Genomic DNA, 24,391 nt, shown 5'->3' with positions numbered 1-24,391 from the left:
TACACTGTCTACCGATAACTGATGAGAATGAGCAATGGAAACCACTACGTTTAGTAGTGATTACCTACCTTGCGGTGGTGAACTGCTGTCAATGCTTCGGGTTTAGAAACGCGTCCGGCGTAGACTGTGCTGTATACTGCCCAGTGGTCGTTGCAGTCCATACGGCTGACGACTTCGCATTCCATGTAAGCTAAGGCATCACTAAGGATGGGCGCACCGTTTTCGGCTGGTTGGGTTTTGACACCCTCAAAACGGTCTGCACCAGGGGCGAATCGTTTTAAGAAGTGGCGCATGAGTTGTTGGTAATTGCCTTCTTCTAATACATTTAAGACGAAGCGATCGCCTACTTGCATTAATGATTCAATTGCTCTATCTTTAGCTACGGCAATGGAGAATCCTAAGGGTTTGAAGCTGGCTTGATTTACCCAGGAGGCTAACATAGCGCTGGAAACGTCGCCTTTTTTGGCTGTGATGATATATAAACCCCCGCTCAGTCTTCCTAGTGCTTTGTCTAAATCAGCACCCAAGGATTTCATGGCTTTGATGCTGCGATCGCGTGTTACCCATTGTCCCAAATCTGTGCCTGCTTCTTCACACAGTTTGTAGGTGTTTTCTGTGGGTGTTTGTTTAATCCGAATCGCGGGGAAAGCTGTTGTCAAGCCTAAGTTGCGGAATTTACTCAATAATGGGTCTATCGGTTCATCATCGCCGCCGCCGGTTTCAAATATGCCTACGGCTTGCTTGGCGTTGGTAGACCCTAAAATAGTACTAAGTGCGCCTTGGATGTTGGCTGCACTAGCAGCAGGAGACATTCCAATTACCAGTCCAGTACAGCGCCCAACTAGTTCGCGTAACTCTTGTAAATCTACGGCTGAACCCAAGTCTACAACGTCTACACCGACACCAGTTTTCGTAATACCGTTAATAATTGCTTGGGCTAGGCGATCGCTATATCCATATTCAGAAACGTAAAATACACCTATGCTGGTTTCTGCCTTGGTTTGTTTCTGGCTCCAACTGCGGTAACGTCCGGTTAATTCCTCAACGTTATGGTAAAGTAACGGCCCGTGACCAGTGGCAATCATTTTCACCGTTGGTAGTTCTCCCATGCGCTTGAGGGCAGATAGTACCGATCGCGCATTTGGCCCCATCAGGCATTCATAATAATAGTGGAAGTCAGCTTCAATGGTTTTTAAGTCTTCGTCAAAGGTGCTATCAGAACAGTAGTGCATTCCAAAAGCGTCGCAGGTGTAAAGGGTCTGGGTTTTGTGGTCGAAACTGAAGATGGTGTCTGGCCAGTGTAAATTGGGGGCGATGACAAACTCAAACTCGTGACCGTTGCCTAAATCTAGGCGATCGCCATTTTTAACTATTTTCCGCTTAAATGGCTGATGTACTAAATCTTCCAAAAACTGGATTGCTACTTTTGAGGCGACAACTGTAATATCGGGAGCCATCTGTAATAAATCTTTGACTAAGCCACTGTGGTCTGGCTCGGTGTGGCTGACAATCAAATAATCTATATCTGTGGGATTAATTAGCCCTGTCAGGATATCAAAATAAAGTTTACGAAACTTTTCATGAGAAGTATCAACCAAGGCTATCTGCTCACCGCGTATGAGAAATGAGTTATACGTAGTACCGTTTTGCAGACCAAACTCAATATCAAAGCGATCGCGTTCCCAATCTAGAGAGCGAATTGCTGTAGTATCCTGAGCAATTTCCGCAGTCTGTATGGTGAGCCGTTTTTCAGTTTTATCGGTGAGTGCTACCATAACTCTCTCCTTAACACAATGAGTATTTATTCCTCTAGTCTTATTGTGACACGTAACATTTGTAAATTTTTATTAAAAAACCTATAGATAACTTAAAAAATATAAAACAGTGAAATCACAACAGTATCTAAAACATATAGAAAATCAGTGGTTAGCCTTGGAAATAGGTAATTCCCGGCTACATTGGGCTTTATTTGTAGGCGAATCCCTTAAGTCTACCTGCGATACAGAATATCTACCTGAGTCAGTTATACAGCAGTTAGGTAACAGTCAGACAAACTGGGGTGTGGGAAGTGGGAAAAAGGGAATTTTCTCTACGTTTCTCCCCCTACCCCCTGCTTCCTACCCCCTGCCTCTCTTTATAGCCTCTGTTGTTCCGAAGCAAACAGCACTTTGGGAAAGTTACCCCGATGTTCGGGTGATGACTTTAGACCAAATACCCTTGAAAAATATATATCCCACTTTGGGAATTGACCGCGCTTTGGCTTTGTGGGGTGCGGGGATGACTTGGGGTTTCCCGATGTTGGTAATTGATGGGGGGACTGCACTGACTTTTACGGCTGCGGATGCTGAACAGACTTTGGTTGGCGGTGCAATTTTGCCAGGGGTGGGTTTACAATTTGTGAGTTTAGGTCAAAAAACTGGACAATTACCACAAGTAAAGATGGAAGAAATTACATCTTTACCTCCACGTTTTGCCCTTAACACAGCAGAAGCGATGCAAAGTGGAGTAATTTACACTTTATTAGCGGGAATCAAGGATTTTATTGAGGCATGGTTATGTTTATTTCCTGATGGAAAAATTGCCATTAAAGGAGGCGATCGCATCTTACTATTAAACTATCTCCAAACCTTATATCCTGAGATGGCATCAAGTTTAATAGTCGAACCAAACTTAATCTTTTGGGGAATGCAAAAAATAGTTATGGCTACTAAATAATTACCAATTACCCATTCCTCTGAATAAAATCCCGAACTTCCCCAGCCACCACTCCAACACAGGCGTTTGGTAAATTATCACCAGCGTGAGCAATCATTTTCAACTCTGCTTGGGGAATCAGTTTAGTATAAGCTTGACTTCTAGCCAAAGCATCTGGCCTATCTTTACCACCTTGCAAAATTAACACCGGAATTTCTAGTTTAGCTAAATAGCTTTGCAATAATTCTGCTTCGATTTCTGGTTGTTGTCTTTGAAATAATAATCGAGAAGCTGTAGGGTGTTGCAGTAACATTTGGCGTGTTTGCCAATCTTGTTCTATTTTTTTGTCTAGCCCCAAGATTTTAGTGAAAAAACGTAGAGATCGCAGTATTTTAAAAAATAATGGCGATCGCTTCATTAATTGCCTAATATTTTGGCAATTTTGTGCTTGTCCTTCTATTGTTACACCCTCTGGTGCTAACAAAACTAACCCATGTATTTGCTCTGGATATTTTAAAGCATAACTAGCAGCAATCCAAGCACCAAGAGAATCTCCTAATAGATAAATTTTTTCTAACTTTAAAGCTTGGAAAAATTCAGCTATACACTCTACTTGTAAATCAATTGAATAATGAATACTAGGTGTTTCTGATTCTCCAAAACCTAATAAATCTGGTGCAAAGCAATGAAAACTTTGTGAAAGTGACTCTACAACTTCCACCCATTGGCTGCTATCATGCCAAGCACCATGTAACAAAACTACAGGAATTCCCTCACCAGCTTCACGCCAGAATAATAGCCCTTGAGATAGTTTTCTCCGGGCGTTACGTAATAGCGTATCCATCTTTAATGTAGTATTTATCCTTCTGTAGATTTTAGGTTTTTAATTAGAATATTCAGACTGTATCTAGAATCCCCAATTTTACCCTAAAATTTTACATAACTTTTTATGCCAATGTCGTTAATCCGTTTAAGTAGTCTTGTAATTGTCGAGAGTGGTCATGAGACATTGGCCCTTGAGGTAGAGAACTAGGAAGAAAAGCCTTAATTTCCATAACTTCTAAGGTATCCTGAACCTTCATTGTTCCCTGTACTTCGGCTTCAACCACAACACAAATCGAATGGATTCTGGGGTCTCGTTCTGGTGCAGAGTAAACTCCAACCAAACGCCTAATTTTTGTTAACTCCAGTCCAGTTTCCTCCAACAACTCACGGCGGACTGTAGTAGGAATATCTTCTCCCCAGTCCACCATACCTCCAGGTAATGCCCACAAACCATCGTCACGCCGACGGATTAATACAATCCGCCCATCAGATAATATTGGGATGACACTGGTTCCCGTAATTGGATGACGGAATATAATCCCCAGTACTGCTTGTCCAATGCGCCACAAGCTACGGGTGGATTGGATTGGTGATTTTAAAAAAGCAATAACGTTCAATCTAAAAATATCTATGGTTGAGTTTTTTAACTTTCTACCACTTAAACAATCTCAACTAATGAAAAGTTGGGCTTTACATTATAATGTATAATGCAAATATTTGTTAGTGGTTGGCAAATATATTTTAACTACATTCATATAAGATATCAACTTTTCTATTTAGTTACATATAAATTTATTGTATTTTGCTATACAAAAGCCGTATTTAAGAGAAACAGGATTAGGCGATCGCTACAGATGAAAATCAGAGTAGCTTATAACTGGAAACTTGTATTTTTTTATTTTTTGAATGATCAAATAGGCTGGATTGTCTATTCTAGAATCTGGGGCAACTCAATTAGTAAAGTTTGATTGTGTTACTCCTATTGATAGATACTGGTGAGTTTAGCCAGTCGAATAGTATGAAAAGAATAGAAAAATCGTATACAAAAAACCCACATAGTGTATGTGATGTATTCACTAAAAATATTTAATTTCAGGATAATGTGATGCAAACAAATTGGAGAATCGGGTCTTTATTTGGCATTCCTCTATTCTTAGACCCTCTGTGGTTTGTAATTTTAGGTTTAGCAACACTGAATTTTGGTGTAGCTTACCAAGAATGGGGAACAGTGACAGCGTGGAGTGCTGGACTGATTATGGCGTTGCTGCTGTTTGGTTCGGTACTATTGCACGAGTTAGGTCATAGTTTGGCAGCGCGATCGCAAGGGATTAAAGTAAATTCTATTACTCTATTTCTGTTTGGTGGAATTGCCGCCATTGAAGAAGAATCGAAAACTCCTCTTAAAGCGTTTCAAGTAGCCATTGCTGGGCCTTTGGTTAGTATTGGCTTATTTTTGCTATTCCGACTGAGTGGTGTTGTCGTACCAGATAGTAACCCAATCAGTATGATGGTGGCTGATTTGGCACGAATTAACTTAATTGTGGCCTTATTTAACTTGATTCCTGGCTTACCTTTAGATGGGGGTCAAGTTTTGAAAGCTGCACTGTGGCAAATTACCGGGGATCGTTTTCAGGCGGTACATTGGGCAGCAAGGGCGGGACAAATTTTAGGTTACAGTGCGATCGCCTTAGGTTTTGCTGTAGATTTCTTTACTAGAGAACTAGTCACAGGTTTGTGGATTGCTTTATTGGGTTGGTTTGCTGTGCGTAACGCCAACAGCTACGACCGCGTCACTACATTACAAGAAACTTTGCTGAAAGTCACGGCCGCCGATGCTATGACTCGTGATTTCCGTGTCATCGATGCCGACCAAACCTTACGTAACTTTGCTGACTCCTATCTATTGGCAACTACTACACCAGAGGTTTATTTTGCCGCTTCCGATGGACGTTATCGGGGTATGGTCGCCATTGAGGATTTACGCTTAGTGGAAAGAAGCCAATGGGAAACCCAAACTCTCCACAGTATCGCCCATCCTCTGACGGAAATTCCCACGGTTGCCGAGTCAACAACTATAGCTGATGTCATCAACAAGTTGGAAAATGAACAGTTACCTCTTGTGACTGTACTTACCCCGGCTGATGCTGTGGCTGGAGTGATTGACAGGGGCGATATTGTCAAGGCATTGGCACAAAAATTAGGTCTACGGATTACCGATGCGGAAATTAAGCGCATCAAAGATGAAGGTAATTATCCGCCTGGGTTGCAATTGGGGGTAATTGCTAAGTCAATTAATTAGTAGTGCGCCTAATTTGGAGAAAGGTATTATGGCAACTACTACTGACAAGAGAATGGGCAAAGTTACTACTTGGACTATAAATTGTGTATTGACTAAATATTCATGTCAAAGAAGATTTTAATAACTGGCGCATAGCTTGAGCTTGTACATGATTAGGGAAAATTATCAAAAATTCGTTGAGGTCTTGAATAGCTTCACGTTTACTCTCTAAGGAAGCACCATGAGATAACCCATAACGATACAACTCTTCTGCTGGGTTAGTATATTCAGCAGCTAAATAGTAGATGGCTAAATTAAATGTATTACACCAGTTTTTAGCATCTTGTTCGTAACCCTGTTTAGCAAGCTTAATGGCAATTGCTATGTCAGCTTGTGCTTTATCTTTTTGCTGAAGAGCCGTATATGCTAAAGCACGCATATATAAATACCAATCATCATCTACATTTAAACTTATAGTGAGATTCAAATCTTTGACTGCTTCCTCATAACGCTGCATTAGTAGATAAGTTTGACCACGAAGTGCGATCGCCCAATCGTATTTAGGATTAAGTTCAATGGCGCAGTCGAAATCTTGCAGTGCTTCCTTATAACGCTTCATTGCCATGTAAGTTTGACCGCGACTAGCGATCGCCCAATCGGATTTAGGATTAAGTTCAATAGCGAGGTCGAAATCTTGCAGTGCTTCCTCATAACGCTCCATTGCTCTGTAAGTTTTACCGCGACTGGCGATCGCCCGACTATATTTAGGATTAAGTTCAATGGCGTGGTCGAAATCTTGCAGTGCTTCGGGATAAAGTTCCATTAAGCGATAAGTCATACCACGATTTGCGATCGCCCAATCAGATTTAGGATTAAGTTCAATAGCGCAGTCGAAATCTTGCAGTGCTTCCTCATAACGCTCCATTGCTCTGTAAGTTTCACCGCGAGATGCGATCGCCCAGTCAAGTTTAGGATTAAGTTCAATAGCGAGGTCGAAATCTTGCAGTGCTTCGGGATAACGCTCCATTGCTCTGTAAGTCATACCTTGGACAATAATCGCCCATTCGCGTTTGGGATTAAGTTTAATAGCATGGTTAAGATCGTGCAAAGCTTTCTCATAATGCTGTATTGAGTAAAAAGCAAAACCTCGAAGTGCGATCGCTTCATCATATTTGGGATTAAGTTCAATGGCGCGATTGTAATCGAGCAGTGCTTCCTGATAACGCTGCATTAATTGGTAAGTCCAACCTCGGTTTGATAAATACTCAGCTTCATCCGAGGCTAACTTGATAGCTTCTGTTAAATCTTCTAAAGCTTTGGAGTATTGATTTGATTGAGTGTAAACATGACCACGCCAGTCTAAGGCTACTGCACGGCATTTGACTTCAAGAAAAGTATTGCTCAACAACGCTGTGAACATTTCAACAGCAATTTCATACTGTTTTTCCTCGTATGCTTTTAACCCATTAGCTAACTGTTCACCCCAACGCTGAATTTCATCTACACCCGTGTCTTTACCTGCTTGTATCATTCTTTCTGCCCAGAGTTGGGCAAAAGAACGTTGATTTTTCAGTGCAGCCAGAAATTCATTTAAAGCAGCAGGTAAACTTCTCTGTGGTGACTGACATAAACCGTGATACAAAACATTGAGAGTGTAACTTTGCCAAATAGGATCACGCTGTTTTTTCTCTTCCTCTAGGTGTAAATTATTTCGCAAGGTGTTGTAGTAGTCTGCTAACTTGCCATGTAAATCAGCCCAGCTTTGCGGTGATGAAAGACGCTTTTGGCGTAGCATTTGAGTTTTGACGACATCATGATAAGCCCAACCATCAGTCCGTTCGTCAATAAATGGCATCTCTTTCAGCCAGCTAAATAAACCATCCGCCTCATCTTCTCCTCGCAATTTAGCTAAGACATCCCGATTTAAACACAGAGGAAGCGCAGCATCCACCGCTAATTGTCGCCGTTTGGGGTCATCAATCCATTTTAAGAAGCGTTCTACTGCTGTACCGCTAGGATCACCGATTTGGCTGGGGTCGCTGGGAGTTTCTGCCGCCAAGGTTGCGACTAACAAGGGCAAACTCCCAGAAAGACGTAAAATTACTTCTATAACTCGACTGTTAGTAATGCCTTTACGCGATAGATATTGTTGGGCTTCTTCTTCTGTAAATGGTTCTAAAGGGAAACGAACTATTAACCCCTCATAAATTGCCCAATGGTTTTTATCTAATTCCTGCCGACCAGCAATAATAATCAATATATTGAGAGGGACTTCACCGTGGCGACCATCCAGTATTTCCCTTAGCCAGTTATCTAGAAACTCTGCGCTGCGTTCATAGGTATCGAATAACAACCCAAGCCCAGACTTTTGAGCAATTTTAGAAATATCTTCTAAAAATAAGGGAGTCAGCACTTCCACAGGTTCTTGGACTAAGAGAACTTCATCTTTATTCGTTAATTTTTTTGCAACATAAGCCGCCCATTCCCCGGCTTGGGTAGCAAAAGCATCTTCATTGATTAAACCAAATACAGCACCAGAACCAGGAACTTGTTTAGCCATACCCATTCCGGCTTTCGCTACAGTTTTGCCGACAAAAGCCGAGAAGCCTTGCGGTGCTTCGGGGTCGGTTTCTAATTCTTGGCGCTTCTGACGATAAACTTTGTAGCGTTCTGTAAACTGTCCCAGCTTATGACCTTGCTGTTCCAACTGTTCCGCCAACCGTCCCATGACTTCCGGTACACTTTTTTCACTCTCATCTGTGTAAGCCGTGATAATTTTTGCCCCGTCCGCAATTTGGCGAAACTGACGCAGCAGTGTACTTTTACCCACGCCCCCTTGACCCCAAACATTAAATAAAAAATGCCGCCGGGGGTCTTCCAAAGGCAATTCTAGATTGTGGCGAAATGTGTTGACTTGTTCCTCACGACCAACAAACCCTGATTGTTGCCGTTGTTTGAGAATATCCTGTAAACTCTTGGGCTTATTTTGGGGATTCATTACAAGATTCAGGTGTAAGGTCTAATACATACAAGATAACTACTAACTACGCATTACTAGTTTCGGATTTAGAAAGATTTATAGCACTTCTCGTTTGTATGCAATACACTCTAACCTCTCTCCAAACCTCTCTCCTACAAAGATAGAGGCTTTGAGCTTTACTCCCCTTCCCTTGTAGGGAAGGGGTTGGGGGTTAGGTCTGCATTAGACTCAACTGCAAACCGCTATAATTCTCAGTTTTTACCAAAATGAAAAACTTAGAAAGCCAACTGTTTAGAAAATTCAAGTTTCTTTTTGTTCCTCAGCTACGTAATAACCGATATTATCCCCAGCGATCGCACTTTAACTCACAACTGTTTAGTTCTGAACACAAATTTTTTAATTTCAAATGAAAACGTTCTCACTCAAAACAAGAACATTCTCACTTAGAACGAAAATGTTCTCATTTAAAACGAAAACGTTCTTATTTAAAACAAGAACGTTCTCACTTAGAACAAAAAAATTTTAGCCCCGAACTCGGCGTTTTTCACTTGAAACTGAAACACTCAAGCTCAGAGCTTAAAATTTTAAGTTTTTCAGTAAAAGTGTCGAGTTAATTTCTGGACTTACAAGGATGCTTGTGGTTGTATTTTTTTCGATTTCCGGGCAAATCTACGACCCAAATCATCAATCATTGAATCTAATCCAGCACCTCTACCACTAGCTTTGGCATAGTTATAAACCATCAAACTCGCTGCATACGCTTCACTACCAACAGCCACAGATGTATCATCTACCAGCTCTTGCAATTGCGTCAATGACAGCAAAATGGGATATAAAGCCTCAAATAGCTCAATGTCTTGGCGCATTTCATCCAAATCAAAAGAACGAGGCAAAAAGTCAGGGTTTTGTGTTGCTATTTCCAACGCCTTAGTTACAAACGCCCGACTCTTATCACCAAGTTTGGGCAAAGATTTACGCTCCTCTGTGCTTAAATCAATCAAAAATGGTAATTTTTCTTTAATAGTCGCAATTGCATTCATTACAGCTTCCTTGTCTGCTGGGGAAAGCTTGGTACTGGCTCGATTATTTGCCATTTTTATTACAATGTTTATGTACTTAATCTCAGTATTCCCAAAACAATTGAGAATAATTTATTAATCTAAGTAAAGTAGTTCTTGGAAAATACCCGTGTCCATCAACCGCCTGACTCAACAAATCCAATTCATCATCGAAATTGACCGCCTGAAGTTGATACTCCGCCAAACCTTACTAACTGATGGTTCGCGTCGAGAAAATAGCGCGGAACATTCTTGGCATTTGGCGATAATGGCGATGAGTTTGGCAGAATATGCGCCACTAGGGGTTGATATTTCCCAGGCGATGAAAATGCTATTGATTCACGATTTGGTAGAAATCGATGCTGGGGACACCTTTTGTTATGATGTGCAGGGTAACGAGAATAAAGCCCACAGGGAAGCACAAGCAGCATTACGCTTGTTTGGATTGTTACCAGCAGATCAGGGACAGGAATTTCATCAACTTTGGCATGAGTTTGAAGCCGGGAAAACACCCACGGCTAAATTCGCCGCCGCTTTAGACCGGATACAACCTTTATTACATAATCAGCAAACTCAGGGTGGAACTTGGCGCATTCATGGGATTAGGCGTGATCAGGTGATGAAGCGGGTAGCACCAGTAGAAACAGGTGCGCCGGAACTATGGCCGTTTGTTTTGCAATTAATTGATGATTCTGTAGCGGCTGGGTATTTACACGAAGCGCCAGATATTAACACTCAAGATTAGGCTGTGCTTGAATCTCATCCCATTCAAACTGAGAGAGGGGTTGCAACTCAAGCTGCATCTCAAAACAATCACTAGCAGCAGTAGTCAAAGCTGTCATAATCTGTTCTACACTCAAGTTTAATTGCACTGGTGTAAAAGACTCTGCACCAAATACCTGGGCAAACAATTCTGCATCTGGTTGTAAACGCATGGAACCATGTTGCAAAATTACTCCCCCGCGCCGCAGTTGGGCGCTACCAATCATTTTGGTTCCATTGGGTAAAACTAAATCTGCACCTGTGGCTGTACCAAAGCAGTTGGGATTGTGAATGTAACCACGTCCGGCTGTACCATAGGTTAATTCAATAGCGATCGCTTTCCATCCTTGAATTAAAAATTCACAAATCTTTTGGTATGCTGCCATCCGATTACCAACTAGTCCAGATGTGACTACAGCATAAGTTAAATCACCTTGGTGGAGTACAGCCCTACCACCAGTGGGACGACGTACTAAGTCTAATTTTTGGCCTTTCCAGATGAGTTTTTGCCAATGTTGGGGATATTGGCGTTGATGATAACCAAGGGAAATGGCTGGTGGCGACCAAGTATAAAATCTCAGAGTGGGCGGATGTTTACCTGATTGGTGTTGTGCTAATAACCAACGGTCAATTTTCATCTGCACATTACCGGAAGCTTCCAGTAAGGGGATTAGTCGCCAAACCTGCTTGTTGTGCATTGAGGAGGATTAAACGCAAAGTAACGCGGAGTTAGCGCAGAGGGGCGCGGAGTTAGGTTAGACTGAACTCTGATTGTAAGGCTTCGTCGTTGTTGTCGGCGATCGTGGCGACGATGGTAATTAGGCGAGAAACTTCACCAGGGGATAAATCTGCTACAGTGCGGGTGGAAATAACTACTACTTGATTTTCAATGATGCCGAAACGGGATTCCAAAGTGGTGGAACAGTTCATTTCTAATAGATGACGCATTAACTTTGGTTCATCTTTGGCTGGTAATGGAAGTACTGCTGACCAAACTGTGATGGTGTCTTCATCACTTTTGCCGGTGAGTTGGACGTACACTTCTACAGTGCCGTATTTAAACTTCCACAGATAGCCACCTTCTGGGGTGTGGCTGACCATTGCACTGTCATCTTGTTCTAGGGAGTCGATGACGTTTTCGATGACTTCTACATGATTAATGTTGGTTGTCTCTGTGATTAGTCCATCACAGAGTTCGTTGCTAGTTAGGGTTTCTTGGTAGTTTGCCATACAGATTTTTCTCTCAATATATTTTCTGCCATCTACACATACTTTATAACTTGTGAGCAAAACTTAGTTTTAGCTCTTAAAGAGTAAATATAGTTAGATGAGGTGTGATTCACTCGCTTCTAAGGACTTCCAACTAAAACAATATCCCATCACTGAGTAGGCAAGGGAGCAGGGGGAAGATAACAAAATATTATCTGAATAAATTTGCATAATTTATTTTGTGGAAATCCTCTACCGCGAGCAATCATCATGGAACTAGAAACTCTGTTGCGAAACCGCCGTAAAATCCGCGCTATAGGTTTTGATGATGCTCCCTTTGTGCGCCATGCAACTAAACCTGTGGGAGTTGCAGGGGTTATTTGTGCAGATACTCGCTTTGAAGGAATGGTTTGGGGAGAGATAGAAGCTGATGGCTGGGATGCTACAGATACTCTGTGTCAATTACTCATCGGAGGTAAATTCCTATCACAAATCCATGTAGTGTTGTTGGATGGAATTTCTCTAGGTGGCTTCAATATAATTGACTTGCCATTGTTAGCAGAACGACTGGAGCGTCCTTGCATTGCCGTAATGCGAAAGCAGCCTAAATTAACTGCTGTAATACACGCTATGCAAAGACTACCACACCCAGACAAACGACTAGAAATTTTACGCCGTGCCGGGACTGTATACGAGCATCCACCATTTTATTTTCAGGTCTGCGGTGCTGATGCTGGAGTCACAGCCCAAGTCCTGCAACAACTCACAGACTGTGGTCACGTTCCAGAAGCCCTACGTCTAGCCCATTTGATAGCTTCTGCGGTGGTGAAAGGGGAAAGTGGGCGACAGGCTTGAGAGATTGGGGAGTGGGGGAGAATAACTGTTGAATGTTGACTATTAACTATTGACTGTCATTGCAACCTCCTTGAGGATAGTCATTGGCCCATGTTGTTTGAGAAGTTGCATTTCTGAATCATTTTTCACTAGCAAAGCACCAGCAAATCCTAAAGAGTTAACAGAAATGGATTGGAAATGTTCTTGCGATCGCGGTACGATTAACATCCATTCTCTGGTTACTAGTAAGTTATAAGCATCGATTTTTCCATTATCATCACCTACCCCTAAACCTACTGCGCGCAGTAATTTATAGTAAGTTTCTAAAGTTGCTTTAGCCTCTGGCTGTAATTTAGCGAAGGCATGGACGAATGGTAGCCCTGGTATGGTTGCAATTGAATCCTGAAATTTCGCTGATGCTAGTAATGATGCAATGGGTATCTGCGGTTCGGAAGCTGTAAATGTTATTGGTACTAGTTGCAAGTGTTTGTGTCGCTGACTAGCACCAGCGATTTTGCCACTGTTGTAAAATACTAAACCATCAATTCCCGCTAAACACGCCCACATGGCGGCAAAATCTGCTAACGTCAGCAAGCTTTCCTGCTCTTCAAAATCACGGGTAATAATCAGTAAGTGATAGTCAACAACATTGAATTTATTTAATATACATACATGAGTGTCGGAAATATCCGCCACAAATAAATCCTGTTCGTAAGGTAAAAAGGGGTTAAAGTCTTTGCCAGCAGATTGCTTCTGTTGTTTTTTCTTGGCTTTATTTTTACGGTCAAGGTTAGATAAAATTCGCACCAAAAACTTAACCCCATTTTGCTCGATAAATTCAAATTCCGTCGGTATCGATAGCAACGCACCACAATTTAAGGCATAGTTCGTCTGTTTTTTTACTCTTTCCCATAATGTGTCCGGTTGTAAGATTATCTGTCCTTCAGACATGGTCACGTTATTTGGCTCCGCATTCAAAATTAACCATCTCCTTAAATTTATTTATGGGGTTGTATCTTTTTCTTTGTTAGTCAGCATTTTATCTCTGAGGAAATAAGGACTAAAGTCCTCACTACAAACAGGTTCACCCATCAAATTTAATAGGTATGAGAACGTTTGACAAAAATAATAACTCTTTCTACTTACTCGCCATGAAAAGGAAATTTATACTTTTTTCCTAAATAATTTAGATACAAAACTTAAAAACTCCTCTCATGGTTGAGCGGAGTTGTGTAAATTTTATTTGACTAAATTATTAATGGTTTAATTTTAAAATGCACTCATGATGGTGATGATGCTAAAACTAGTCAGCATGATTAAACTGCCCATAATTACATACTCACGCACTGGAGTCGGCAATTTGGTATTTTTCATTTTCGTAAAATCCCTTAATATATCTGTTCCATTTACAATATCAATTTCCGTATAAATATCTGTGAAATATAGTCAAAACTTAAAATAGCTTCAATCTTCTTAGTAAAGACTATAGCGATCGCTTCACACATATTCATTAAAATATTTTAGTTTAGAGAAACGAAATGATAAATAACTAATATTATTAATTTTTTATTAATAAACTTTAAATATATAAAAAGTCAAAAATATCCAATTTGAAGAGTATAAGTCTTCAAGGTGGTGATCTCCGTACAATATAATTACCTAAATTACCCAATATCCGAGCGACTTGTGTGCCTTAGTAGTATAAAATTGAGTTTAATCAAGGTAACAAATATTTAACGGAAATTCTCATGACAGGTTCCACGGCATCTAGAAACCAAACAACCGAATTTGATTTAGATCAATTAAATCAACAGTTTGAAACTGCCACTCCCAAAGAAATTCTGGCATGGTCTATAGAGCATATCCCCACAGGACTAGTACAAACTAGTGCCTTTAACGTGGATGACTTGGTAATTACCCATATCCTTTATAGTGAACTCAAGCAACCAGTACCTGTAATATTTCTCGATACTCTGTACCACTTCCGCGAAACCTTAGAACTCGTTGCGAAAGCTAAAGAACTATATAACCTAGATTTACAAACCTACAAAACTCCAGATGTAGATAGTCGTGAAGCCTTTGTTGCTAAATACGGTGAAGCACTCTGGGATAAAGATATTACTCAATTCCACCACGTTACCAAAATTGAACCCCTACAACGTGGTTTAGACGAACTCAACACCGTTGCTTGGATTACCGGCCGTCGTCGTGACCAAGCTGTCACCCGTGCGAATATGCCTGTGTTTGAATTAGATGGCAAAGGTCGCTTGAAAGTCAATCCCCTAGCAGCTTGGACACGTAAAGATAGCTGGGATTACGTAGCTGAACATAAAGTAATTTACAATCCTCTACACGACCAAGGTTATCCCAGCATTGGCGATGAACCCATCACCACCAAAGTAGGTGAAGGCGAAGACGAACGCGCTGGACGCTGGCGGGGAAGTAATAAAACTGAATGTGGGATTCACGTTTAGTCAATAGTCCACAGTCAATAGTCCAAGGTGAAGATTTTAACTATTTAACAGTGAGTGATTCAAAGTTGAAAACAAGCATTACTATTGACTATTGACCATTGACCATTGACTAATCATGATCAAAATCCTCCATCTCTCTGATATCCACATGGGAAGCGGTTTTTCTCACGGACAGATTAATCCTGTCACTGGATTAAATACACGATTGGAGGATTTTGTCAATACTTTGTCTGTATGTATTGATCGGGCGCTGGGAGATGCAGTAGATTTAGTTATATTTGGTGGCGATGCGTTTCCTGATGCTACGCCGCCGCCGTATGTACAAGAAGCATTTGCCAGCCAATTTCGTCGTTTGGTTGATGCTCAAATTCCCACAGTGTTGTTGGTGGGGAACCATGACCAACATTCCCAAGGACAGGGGGGTGCAAGTTTAAATATTTACCGCACTTTGGGAGTGCCGGGTTTTGTTGTGGGTGATAGGTTAATGACTCATCACATCCAAACCCGTAACGGTAAAGTGCAGGTGATTACTTTGCCTTGGCTAACTCGTTCGACACTGATGACGCGTCAAGAAACAGAAGGTTTGGCGTTGTCTGAAGTCAATCAATTATTAACAGAACGGCTACAAGTCGTTATAGAAGGGGAAATTCGTCGTCTTGACCCCGATATTCCTACAGTACTTTTAGCTCATTTGATGGCTGATAATGCAACTTTCGGCGCTGAACGCTTTTTGGCAGTAGGTAAAGGCTTTACTCTACCCTTATCTTTGTTAATTCGTCCCTGTTTTGATTATGTGGCACTGGGACACGTCCACCGCCATCAAAATTTGAATAAATCAAATGACCCGCCGGTAATTTATCCGGGGAGTATCGAACGGGTAGACTTTAGTGAGGAGAAAGAAGATAAGGGTTATGTGATGATTGAACTGGAACGGGGGAATGTGCAGTGGGAGTTTTGCCCTTTACCCGTTCGGACTTTCCGCACTATAGAAGTTGATGTATCAAAAGTGGATGATCCGCAAGCTGCTATTGTGAAGGCGATCGCTAAACATGATATTCAAGATGCTGTAGTCCGGCTAATTTACAAACTCCGTTCCGAACAGATGGATATGATTGATAACGCTTCCCTACATTCTGCGTTAAGTAATGCTCACACATACACCATTCAAGCTGAATTATTAAGTCAGTTGGCTAGACCCCGGATTCCTGAACTAAGTGCAAGTAGCAGCATCGACCCAATGGAAGCATTAAAAACTTACTTACAAAATCGTGAAGACCTCAAAGAGATATCAGCCTCCATGCTAGAAGCCGCAGAACAGTTGTTAGCAGAAGATTTAATCAACAGTTAATAGTCAGTGGTTGCTGAATTGTTATCAGGGTTTATCTTAAGTTAAAGAAAGGCTAAATCCTGTATTGTTTCTCATTAAAGTCATAATGGCAACTAGCAATTTTGTACCCGATCCTGAATCCGGTCAATCAATCAAGACGGAATCAGTCAAGAGAGTTGATTTACTGACTGTGTTTCGACTAGGACTATTCCAAATGGGTCTGGGTATGATGTCAATTTTGACTCTGGGTGTACTCAACAGAGTCATGATTCAAGAAATAGCAATTCCGGCGACGTTGGTAGCGGTAGTTTTGGCCTTACCGGCGTTTGTCGCTCCTGCTCGTATCTGGTTCGGTCAGCTTTCGGATGCCAAACCTTTATGGGGTTATCATCGTACAGCTTATGTTTGGGTAGGGGCGGCGGTATTTGCGATCGCCTCTTTTTTAGCGGTACAAGTAATGTGGCAGTTAAATAATGTCACCAATGACTCTAATGGTTGGGTGTGGAATACTCAAACCATCGGCTGGATATCTGTTCTGGCTTTAGTTTTTGCAGTATACGGTCTAGCAATTTGTGCTAGTAGTACACCTTTTGCTGCTTTGTTAGTGGATATCTCTCAAGAAGATAACCGTTCTCAGGTGGTGGGTGTAGTTTGGTCAATGTTGATGGTGGGAATTATTGTTGGGGCAATTGTCTCTGGCAGGATATTACCGTCACAAGCAACTACAGTAAATTTCCAACCAGCCGTTAACAGGCTATTTATAATTGTGCCAACTATTGTCTTTGGGTTGTCAATTTTAGCAACCCTTGGTGTAGAGAAAAAATATTCTCTTTATAGCCAGCGTTCCACTCTGGTAAACCGAGAAGATAGTATTACATTGGGTTCGGCTTGGAAAATTTTGACCGCTAGTCCCCAAACTGCGTTGTTCTTCACTTTTTTAGTAGTGATGACCATCAGTTTATTTATGCAAGACGCAGTGGTAGAACCTTATGCGGGTCAAGTGTTTAAGATGCCTTTAGCACAAAGTACCCAACTGAATGCTTTTTATGGTACGGGTATTTTGATTGCCTATGGTGTAGCTGGCTTTTTTGTCGTCCCCCGTTTGGGTAAGCGTCGCACTACACGTATGGGCTGTGTGCTGGTCGCATTCGCAGCGTTATTGTTGGGCGCGTCAGGATTCTCGGCTAATCCCGCCTTCTTAAAGTTAGGCTTGGTATTGTTTGGTTTAGCCGCCGGTTTCTTAACTACAGGCGCAATTAGCTTGATGCTGGATTTGACAGTTGCAGAAGCCGCAGGCACATTTATCGGGGCTTGGGGACTGGCGCAGGCTTTAGCTAGGGGAACGGCTGTAGTAATAGGTGGTGCAGCCTTGGATGTAGGGAAAAGATTTTTACCAACTTTAGAATTAGCTTATGGGTTTGTGTTTCTCCTAGAAGCTGTGGGGATGATAGTGTCGATTTGGTTCCTGAACCGCGTTAGTGTAACGGAATTTCAAACTACCACCAAGCAAGCGATCGCTTCTGTTTTAGAAAGTGATTTAGATTAGAAAGCCTTTGCGTGAAAATTGATCAATGAATGATTTTTGGACAACAGTTCTCGATTTTGCCCAAACTACCACAACCAGGGTGGGAACACGATTAATGCAGGATTTTGGGCAAGTGCAGGCTTTACAAAAAGCTGATGGTAGCTTGGTGACGCAAGCTGATAAATGGGCAGATCAAGAAATTCGGGATGCGATCGCTTCTACTTTCTCTGGTTACGGAATTTTGAGCGAAGAAAGCGACCAAACTTTCCCTGATACAGAATGGTGCTGGGTTATTGATCCTTTAGATGGAACAACGAATTTTACACGCGGTATCCCCATTTGGTCGATTTCTCTGGCTTTGCTTTACCAAGGTACACCGATTTTCGGTTATGTTTATGCACCACCCCTGAATCAAGCCTTTCATGGTTTTTGGCCTGGTAAATCCGGTTTAAGCACCCCATCTGGAGCATTTCTCAATCATCACCCAATCCATACCAGTAGTGATGCTCCCAGTAGCAATCACTTTTTTAACCTCTGTTCCCGCAGTTTAGCAGTTGTACAAAACGGTTTTCCTTGCAAAATTCGGATGCTGGGCGTGGCTAGTTACAATTTCCTCACTGTTGCGGCTGGTGCAACACTAGGAGGAATAGAAGCAACACCAAAGGTTTGGGATATAGCAGGCGCTTGGGTAATTGTCCAAGCTGCTGGTGGTAGCTGGATTTCCCTTAACTCGGAACCCTTTCCTTTATCAGCAGGGGAAGATTATAGCGATCGCTCTTTCCCTACTCTCGCTGTTAGTCGTGCTGAATTAGTCCCGTTTTTTACACCTTTGATTCAAAATGTAAAAATTTAACTTACCAAATACTTTGTTATCAGCCCAAGGCGACTTGGGCAATTTTTATGGATATGAGATTTTTATTTTAAAGTGAGTCTCCAACGGAGGCGCACTTTATTTTAGTGAAGTTATACCAATTTGAAAGTTTTAATAAAGCTTTGAGTTTGATAGAAATGAGATGCTCTCGATTCGATGTTCCTTTAGCCGTGAACTGAAACTGAATTCTTTCATGAGTCAAATAAACATTTATGATTATTTTCAGTATTTATACTCTAGAAATTTAATAAATTCAAGTTATAACTTTATAATCAACTTGATATATCAGCACAATATAAAGTTTAATTTAATTGGAAAATATTCCGAAAATAATATTGATAATAATGTATATATTATTAATAAATATAGTTATTCAGGCATTAATCAAAAGGTTTAAACCTTTTAATTAACTCTTAAGCAAATATATATGCTTAAATCTATGAATCTATCTTAAAAAATGATTTATGTATAGTTAAATTTCTACCAATTTTGTAATAACTCATGTTTATTTGCTAATTACTAAATTACAATTGGTTACAACTTACATAAAAAATTGTGAATTAATTATAAACAAGCAATGTTATCTAATTTAGAGTTATTACAAGAGTTTGTAGCTCAATCTATCCAAAAACAAGAAATCCTGTTAGCTAACGCTACTTTACAAGCCCAGACAGCTTATAAAATTAACCAAGTTATAGCTAAAACTGAAGGAGTAATTGCTACAGCCCAATTTACACAAACACCCATAGAATTTTCGGTTAAAGCAACTTCATCCTATTGGGAATTGATGAATGAGGTATTAGCTGATAATAACTACATTCTCACAGGAGAAATAGATAGCCGTAATTGTTATAAATATCAATACTGCCAAATCCCCAAAGGTTATCGGATGCACTGTATGAAAGCAGTTCATTTGTGGCGTTCTTGGTGGAAATATCGCAAAAATACTTTACAGCTAGGGATTCCTTTGGATTTACTTATCCGCACTCGAAGTTCTTGGTATCCTATTCGAGATTTAACTATTAGCGACGGACTCTTATACATCAAAACTTTAGGAAGTGAGATTGCCGTTCACTCTAATGATTTAGTAATTTGGTTAAGCAAGATTGAAGAGAAATTTTCCAATACACCTGAGTCAGAAAACTGACTGAGATTATATGTTGTGCTACTATGTAGCTTGAAAAATTTCTACCTTCATTGTTTCTCATACCTTCAATATAGGAACAGAGATTTTTCTGCTCTCGTTCATGGGTGGCTAGCAGGAAAACGACCATGAAAGGACTATGGCTAGAAAATAACCAGTTACAGCTACTTACAGATATTCCAATTCCAGAACCACCGCCAGGAGAAGCTCTGGTGCGTGTTTTACGTGCGGGGATTTGTAATACAGACTTGGAATTGCTGAGAGGCTACTATCCGTACACAGGGATATTAGGACACGAGTTTGTGGGACTGGTGGAACAAGGTCCAGAACATCTACTCCATCAAAGAGTGGTGGGAGAAATCAACGCTGTCTGCGGTCATTGTCGTTTTTGTCGTCGAGGACAACCAACTCATTGTGAAAACCGGACAGTTTTAGGTATTGTCAACCGTCATGGAGCATTTGCTGAGTATCTCTGTTTACCAGTAGAAAATCTCCATGTTGTACCTGAAAATGTACCAACAGATATTGCGACTTTTACTGAACCCTTAGCAGCAGCACTAGAAATTCAACAACAGGTCATATTGAGTAAAGATGACCGTGTGCTAGTAGTAGGAGATGGCAAACTAGGTCAATTAGTAGCACAGACACTAGCATTAACTGGTTGTGAATTATTAGTTGTCGGTCGTCATCAAGAAAAACTCGCTAATTTAAAAGCACGCGGTATTCAAACTGGTCTAGCCGATGCTGTCACAGATAGAGCTTTTGACATTGTAGTCGAGTGTACTGGCAATCCAGAAGGATTTGCGATCGCTCGTCGGGCTTTACGTCCCCGTGCTACTCTGGTGCTAAAAAGTACTTATGCTGGCAATCTCAGTCTAGATGCTTCTTCTTTGGTGGTAGACGAAATCACACTCATCGGTTCTCGTTGTGGCGTTTTTCCGCCTGCGCTGGAGCTATTAGCTACAGGTAAAGTTGACGTAGAACCCCTAATTCATAGTCATTATCCCCTCACCAAAGGACTTCTAGCTTTTGAGGAAGCCCAACGTCGAGGAGTGTTAAAAGTATTGTTGGAGATTAGTCAATAGTCAATAGTCAATAGTCCTCTTCTCCCCCAGATCCATGCTCCTGTGCCTTTTCACAGTTTCCAGTCCTCACTAATACAAGTACGGATTGGTTTTGGCTTGATAGTCCATACAGTTAATGGCTTCTTCTGTGTTGGCAATAGATGGATGCACAGTACATTTTAGGCGGTAGTCATCTGTAAAAAATTGGCAGCCAGAACATGGTATTTGGTGCATTTGTTTGGCTGTTTTGATACTGTCTCGCGTTGCTGACCAAAGACTCCAAGCAAGCAGAATAATTACAAACCAAGCGGTAACAAAGCAAATAGGCACTATAAATGTCTGAATTCCTTTAATGAGAAAAACTGTCAATTTTAACACGGCAATTTCTGACAAAAATTAAGAGCTAGAAGTATCTTAACTCCTAACTCTCACATCTTAACTTCTGGCTTTAGAGGTATAGTAGGGGACTTGTTACAGGGAACAGGTGACAGTATTGAAAGCCTCTTGTTATGTGTTTTTATGATTCGTTGGTGTCCTAATCTATCTGGAGACTGCTATGTAAATTGTTAGAAACCTACTCTTATAAAAAGTGGGGAATGGAATTGTTACATAATTTAACAGTTATCAGTTCCTTGATAACTGTTAACTGTTTTAAATTCCCGCATGACCCAATGCTAAACCGGCAACAAGCATTCCTAACACTAGGAATGGTTGGGCGCTGGCTTGATATTTCACATCATTCTTTAAGGGGTCACGTAAGAAATACATATCTTGGAAGGTGATTTGGGGAATGATTAACAGCACCAAGATGGCGGCGTATAAATTCTCATGAATACTCACCAGATAAGCAGCAATTAATCCTTGGAATACATCAATCATGACCACACAAATCCAAGCAGCAGTGGTGACACCAAACATTACAGGTAGAGATTGTAATCCAAGTTGGCGATCGCCTTCTACACTCTTAAAGTCATTGACAATTGCAATTCCCAATCCAGCCAAACTGTAAATCAAGGTGAGAACGGCAATTTTCCAGTTGAGTTCGCCAAATAAAGAATGACCAGCCCACCAAGGTAAAGCAATATAACTAGCACCCAAGGCGTAATTACCTAACCAGCCGTTTTGCTTCAGCTTCAAGGGAGGTGCAGAATAAATAAATGCAATAAAGGAACCAAACAGCGCTAAGACTGTAACGTTGGGGAATTCGTGACCCGCCCATAAATCCAGCACAAATGCTAGGGAAACTCCAGCGATAAATAGTATTACAATCTGGGTGACAACCTGAGGTACAGAAATTGCGCCAGAAGGAATGGGGCGGTATGGTTCATTGATAGCATCGATTTCGCGATCGTAGAAATCGTTCAGGGTTTGAGTGTAACCCGTCAGCAGTGGCCCAGACAACAACATACAAGCTGCTGCTTTCAACACATTTTCTAGTGTCCAGGTATAGTTACCAGAAGAAGCCGCGCCACAAACTACACCCCAAATGAGAGGAATCCAGGTAATCGGCTTCATCAATTGCAGGCGGATTTTCCAGATGGAAGTTTCCCCTGGTGCAGCACCTTTCATCCCTAACAACTGCCTAGTTTTGGCACTGCGGTCGCTGGGATTTGCTAATGCTTCAGATTGATTGGAATTGGGAGTAATGGGAGGTGTTTCAGACATAATACTAATTCGTAATTAGGGTATACAGAGAAACGTTTTAGGAATTGGAGCTTAGTGAATAGGAAAATTTGCTCTTTCCTAGTCCCCACTCCCCAGTTCCTAGTCCCCAATCTCCGCTACTTAGAAAGAAATTATCAAATAATTGTTTTGGAACTTTGCTCCGGTGATAGGCCTACCACTCAAGGCTGGAGGTAAGAAAATATTCCGCCGTTGGTCGCCTGCTTCTACCGTTACTTCTGGCCCAACCTGGGTGAGTTTGACTTGTTTTTTATCAAATCCAGGTAAAAAGAGGCGTACCTGACGATTGTGGATGTCGATAGTAATTGGAGTAGGCGCTTGTACTGCTTGCTCAACAAAGTTGGGAAGGGCATCTATTAGAGGTTGCCAGTTACCTTGGGCAGTTTCAGGAACAACACTTACGGGTAAGGGTGTAAATTCGTCTGAAAGGTTGGTATCTGTCGGAGAAGATACCTGGATGACACCACCAATGGTCAACCCAATTTGTTGAGCGCTACCCCATAAATAACGCACATTTGCAACTTCCAAGGGGTCTGCGGTAGTCACTAAGAAGGCAGAAATACGCTTGGGGTCAGCTAGCGCCTCTTTTCCTTTATCTAAGAAATTATTGACTTGGTTGGTAGGTTGAGCAAAGTTATCTGCTGTCCAATTGACATTGAAAAAGCTGCTAATTAGCGGTTGAATCAAGGGTGATTCGGTAATGTTTTTACCTAAGTCAGAGTTGACAAACAATTGCCGAAAGCGCCGCACATACCAGCTTAAAGATTCTGGTAAACCCAACATCCGCAAGGTAAAAGAGTCACCTGTGCCATTGTAGACGATCGCATCATATTTACCACTGGCATCATATTCGCGGATCGCATTCAAAGCCAAGGCACTGTCCATACCCGGTAAAACTACCAGTTCTTGACCATACACCTCTTTGATAATGGGTGTGCGGAGATATTGCGCCTCAAGTTTTTTTACTTCTTCCCAATTGCGTTCTAGCAGTATAGAAGATTGAAACTGCACAACTTCTAGATTAGGAGCAATTTGCTGGGGGTCAGGAGTCAGGGTTTTCTCTAACAGGAGGGGTAGTATAGGTTCTGCCAATCCTGCTAGAAGTACCCGCTTGCCTTGACTTGCCAATAACTTGGCTGCGGCGATCGCTATTTTTGTCCGAGCAACACCACTATTGCCCAAAAATGTCAATATCATGGACATTATCTTGATTTCCCAATACCGCCGTTCTTTTCAATTCCAACTTAGCACTAGGCAAATACTCTTAGCTTCTACCCAGAGTTTTTTCTATGACACTGGTTTAATTTCATCTTCAAAAAACCAGGTGGAAGTATTATCGTTAAACTTCACCACTACACCAATACCCTGACCATCGGTAACTTTGTAACCCTCAATGATACCTATTTGTCCCAGTTTTTTGGCGATTGGAGCAGAAACGCGATCGCGCAAACGAAACACCTTAACCTTTTGTCCGATTTCCATGCCTACATAAAACGCAATAAACCAAGTTTCAGTTTAGCTGAATCCGGTACTCATCGGTTATACGATTTGGGGAGGTGACAACTCTCCCGCTAATTGCAAGCAATATAGCGGGAGCATCTCAAATTCACATAAGAGACTTGCTGCTTCACGGGCTGACTAATGTCTAAGCCTCCACAGCCAG

At 41.4% G+C, this 24,391-nt stretch carries 22 protein-coding genes; 10 read left to right on the top strand and 12 right to left on the bottom strand.

Annotation, left to right across the window (positions count from 1 at the left end; translation table 11 throughout):
- Nucleotides 1-50: 50 nt before the first annotated feature.
- Nucleotides 51-1,775, bottom strand: coding sequence for a diflavin flavoprotein (locus H6G18_RS18495; RefSeq protein WP_190408566.1), 1,725 nt, complete (start codon nt 1,773-1,775; stop codon nt 51-53).
- Nucleotides 1,776-1,884: 109 nt separating this feature from the next.
- Here H6G18_RS18495 and H6G18_RS18490 point away from each other — a divergent pair, with 109 nt between their 5' ends.
- On the top strand, nt 1,885-2,715 hold the full coding sequence (locus H6G18_RS18490) for a pantothenate kinase (RefSeq protein WP_190408565.1): 831 nt from the start codon (nt 1,885-1,887) through the stop codon (nt 2,713-2,715).
- A gap of 7 nt (nt 2,716-2,722) precedes the next feature.
- Here the strand turns inward: H6G18_RS18490 and H6G18_RS18485 are convergent, their stop codons facing one another.
- Both H6G18_RS18485 and H6G18_RS18480 read right to left on the bottom strand, forming a co-directional pair.
- Nucleotides 2,723-3,538, bottom strand: coding sequence for an alpha/beta fold hydrolase (locus H6G18_RS18485; RefSeq protein ID WP_190408564.1), 816 nt, complete (start codon nt 3,536-3,538; stop codon nt 2,723-2,725).
- Nucleotides 3,539-3,641: 103 nt separating this feature from the next.
- Nucleotides 3,642-4,136, bottom strand: a complete 495-nt coding sequence (locus H6G18_RS18480) for an NUDIX hydrolase (protein ID WP_190408563.1) — start codon at nt 4,134-4,136, stop codon at nt 3,642-3,644.
- A gap of 488 nt (nt 4,137-4,624) precedes the next feature.
- On the opposite strand from H6G18_RS18480, the gene H6G18_RS18475 reads away from it, so the two are divergent.
- A complete protein-coding gene (locus H6G18_RS18475) occupies nt 4,625-5,818 on the top strand; it encodes a site-2 protease family protein (RefSeq protein ID WP_190408562.1) in 1,194 nt (397 codons plus the stop codon).
- Nucleotides 5,819-5,918: 100 nt separating this feature from the next.
- Here H6G18_RS18475 and H6G18_RS24860 read toward each other — a convergent pair whose 3' ends face one another.
- Entirely contained in the window at nt 5,919-8,795 is a 2,877-nt protein-coding gene (locus tag H6G18_RS24860; protein WP_242040404.1) for a tetratricopeptide repeat protein, read from the bottom strand.
- 605 nt (nt 8,796-9,400) lie between these two features.
- Nucleotides 9,401-9,871, bottom strand: a complete 471-nt coding sequence (locus H6G18_RS18465) for a hypothetical protein (RefSeq protein WP_190408561.1) — start codon at nt 9,869-9,871, stop codon at nt 9,401-9,403.
- A gap of 94 nt (nt 9,872-9,965) precedes the next feature.
- Between H6G18_RS18465 and H6G18_RS18460 the strand changes: the two genes are divergently transcribed.
- On the top strand, nt 9,966-10,580 hold the full coding sequence (locus H6G18_RS18460; protein ID WP_190408560.1) for an HD domain-containing protein: 615 nt from the start codon (nt 9,966-9,968) through the stop codon (nt 10,578-10,580).
- Here H6G18_RS18460 and H6G18_RS18455 read toward each other — a convergent pair.
- Both H6G18_RS18455 and H6G18_RS18450 read right to left on the bottom strand, forming a co-directional pair.
- Entirely contained in the window at nt 10,564-11,295 is a 732-nt protein-coding gene (locus H6G18_RS18455; protein WP_190408559.1) for a lipoate--protein ligase family protein, read from the bottom strand. The two genes, H6G18_RS18460 and H6G18_RS18455, sit on opposite strands and share 17 nt — an antisense overlap.
- A 52-nt stretch (nt 11,296-11,347) precedes the next feature.
- Nucleotides 11,348-11,827, bottom strand: a complete 480-nt coding sequence (locus H6G18_RS18450) for a YbjN domain-containing protein (protein WP_190408558.1) — start codon at nt 11,825-11,827, stop codon at nt 11,348-11,350.
- A gap of 249 nt (nt 11,828-12,076) precedes the next feature.
- Here H6G18_RS18450 and H6G18_RS18445 point away from each other — a divergent pair, with 249 nt between their 5' ends.
- Nucleotides 12,077-12,661 (top strand): endonuclease dU, encoded by a 585-nt coding sequence (locus tag H6G18_RS18445; RefSeq protein ID WP_190408557.1) that lies wholly within the window; start codon nt 12,077-12,079, stop codon nt 12,659-12,661.
- Between the two features lie 42 nt (nt 12,662-12,703).
- On the opposite strand, the gene H6G18_RS18440 is transcribed toward H6G18_RS18445, so the two are convergent.
- The gene (locus H6G18_RS18440; RefSeq protein ID WP_190408590.1) at nt 12,704-13,591 is read right to left on the bottom strand and encodes an ATP adenylyltransferase family protein; all 888 of its coding nucleotides are present in this window, start codon (nt 13,589-13,591) and stop codon (nt 12,704-12,706) included.
- A 797-nt stretch (nt 13,592-14,388) separates the two neighbouring features.
- Between H6G18_RS18440 and cysH the strand changes: the two genes are divergently transcribed.
- The 6 genes from cysH (at nt 14,389) to H6G18_RS18410 (ending at nt 21,066) form a co-directional block, all read left to right on the top strand.
- Nucleotides 14,389-15,114 carry a phosphoadenosine phosphosulfate reductase gene (cysH, locus tag H6G18_RS18435; protein ID WP_190408556.1) on the top strand — a complete coding sequence of 242 codons (726 nt, stop codon included), beginning with the start codon at nt 14,389-14,391 and terminating at the stop codon, nt 15,112-15,114.
- Between the two features lie 115 nt (nt 15,115-15,229).
- On the top strand, nt 15,230-16,462 hold the full coding sequence (sbcD, locus tag H6G18_RS18430; RefSeq protein WP_190408555.1) for an exonuclease subunit SbcD: 1,233 nt from the start codon (nt 15,230-15,232) through the stop codon (nt 16,460-16,462).
- Nucleotides 16,463-16,547: 85 nt separating this feature from the next.
- A complete protein-coding gene (locus H6G18_RS18425; RefSeq protein ID WP_190408554.1) occupies nt 16,548-17,987 on the top strand; it encodes a BCD family MFS transporter in 1,440 nt (479 codons plus the stop codon).
- Between the two features lie 25 nt (nt 17,988-18,012).
- A complete protein-coding gene (locus tag H6G18_RS18420; RefSeq protein WP_190408553.1) occupies nt 18,013-18,819 on the top strand; it encodes an inositol monophosphatase family protein in 807 nt (268 codons plus the stop codon).
- Nucleotides 18,820-19,414: 595 nt separating this feature from the next.
- Complete coding sequence (locus H6G18_RS18415) at nt 19,415-19,984, top strand: hypothetical protein (protein ID WP_190408552.1); 570 nt, start codon at nt 19,415-19,417, stop codon at nt 19,982-19,984.
- 125 nt (nt 19,985-20,109) lie between these two features.
- A complete protein-coding gene (locus H6G18_RS18410; protein ID WP_190408551.1) occupies nt 20,110-21,066 on the top strand; it encodes an MDR/zinc-dependent alcohol dehydrogenase-like family protein in 957 nt (318 codons plus the stop codon).
- Between the two features lie 69 nt (nt 21,067-21,135).
- Here the strand turns inward: H6G18_RS18410 and H6G18_RS18405 are convergent, their stop codons facing one another.
- From H6G18_RS18405 to petP, 4 genes are all read right to left on the bottom strand, one after another.
- Entirely contained in the window at nt 21,136-21,423 is a 288-nt protein-coding gene (locus H6G18_RS18405) for a hypothetical protein (protein WP_190408550.1), read from the bottom strand.
- A 273-nt stretch (nt 21,424-21,696) separates the two neighbouring features.
- On the bottom strand, nt 21,697-22,710 hold the full coding sequence (gene chlG / locus H6G18_RS18400) for a chlorophyll synthase ChlG (protein ID WP_190408549.1): 1,014 nt from the start codon (nt 22,708-22,710) through the stop codon (nt 21,697-21,699).
- A gap of 120 nt (nt 22,711-22,830) precedes the next feature.
- Nucleotides 22,831-23,931, bottom strand: coding sequence for a Get3/ArsA fold putative tail anchor-mediating ATPase NosAFP (locus H6G18_RS18395; RefSeq protein WP_190408548.1), 1,101 nt, complete (start codon nt 23,929-23,931; stop codon nt 22,831-22,833).
- A gap of 84 nt (nt 23,932-24,015) precedes the next feature.
- Complete coding sequence (gene petP, locus H6G18_RS18390) at nt 24,016-24,210, bottom strand: cytochrome b6f subunit PetP (protein ID WP_190408547.1); 195 nt, start codon at nt 24,208-24,210, stop codon at nt 24,016-24,018.
- Between the last annotated feature and the right edge of the window lie 181 nt (nt 24,211-24,391).

It is taken from the genome of Anabaena subtropica FACHB-260 (assembly GCF_014697105.1).
GTDB lineage: Bacteria > Cyanobacteriota > Cyanobacteriia > Cyanobacteriales > Nostocaceae > Trichormus > Trichormus subtropicus.
The sequence above is the reverse complement of the archived record's forward strand: the minus strand, read 5'-3'. Positions and strand labels throughout refer to the sequence as shown.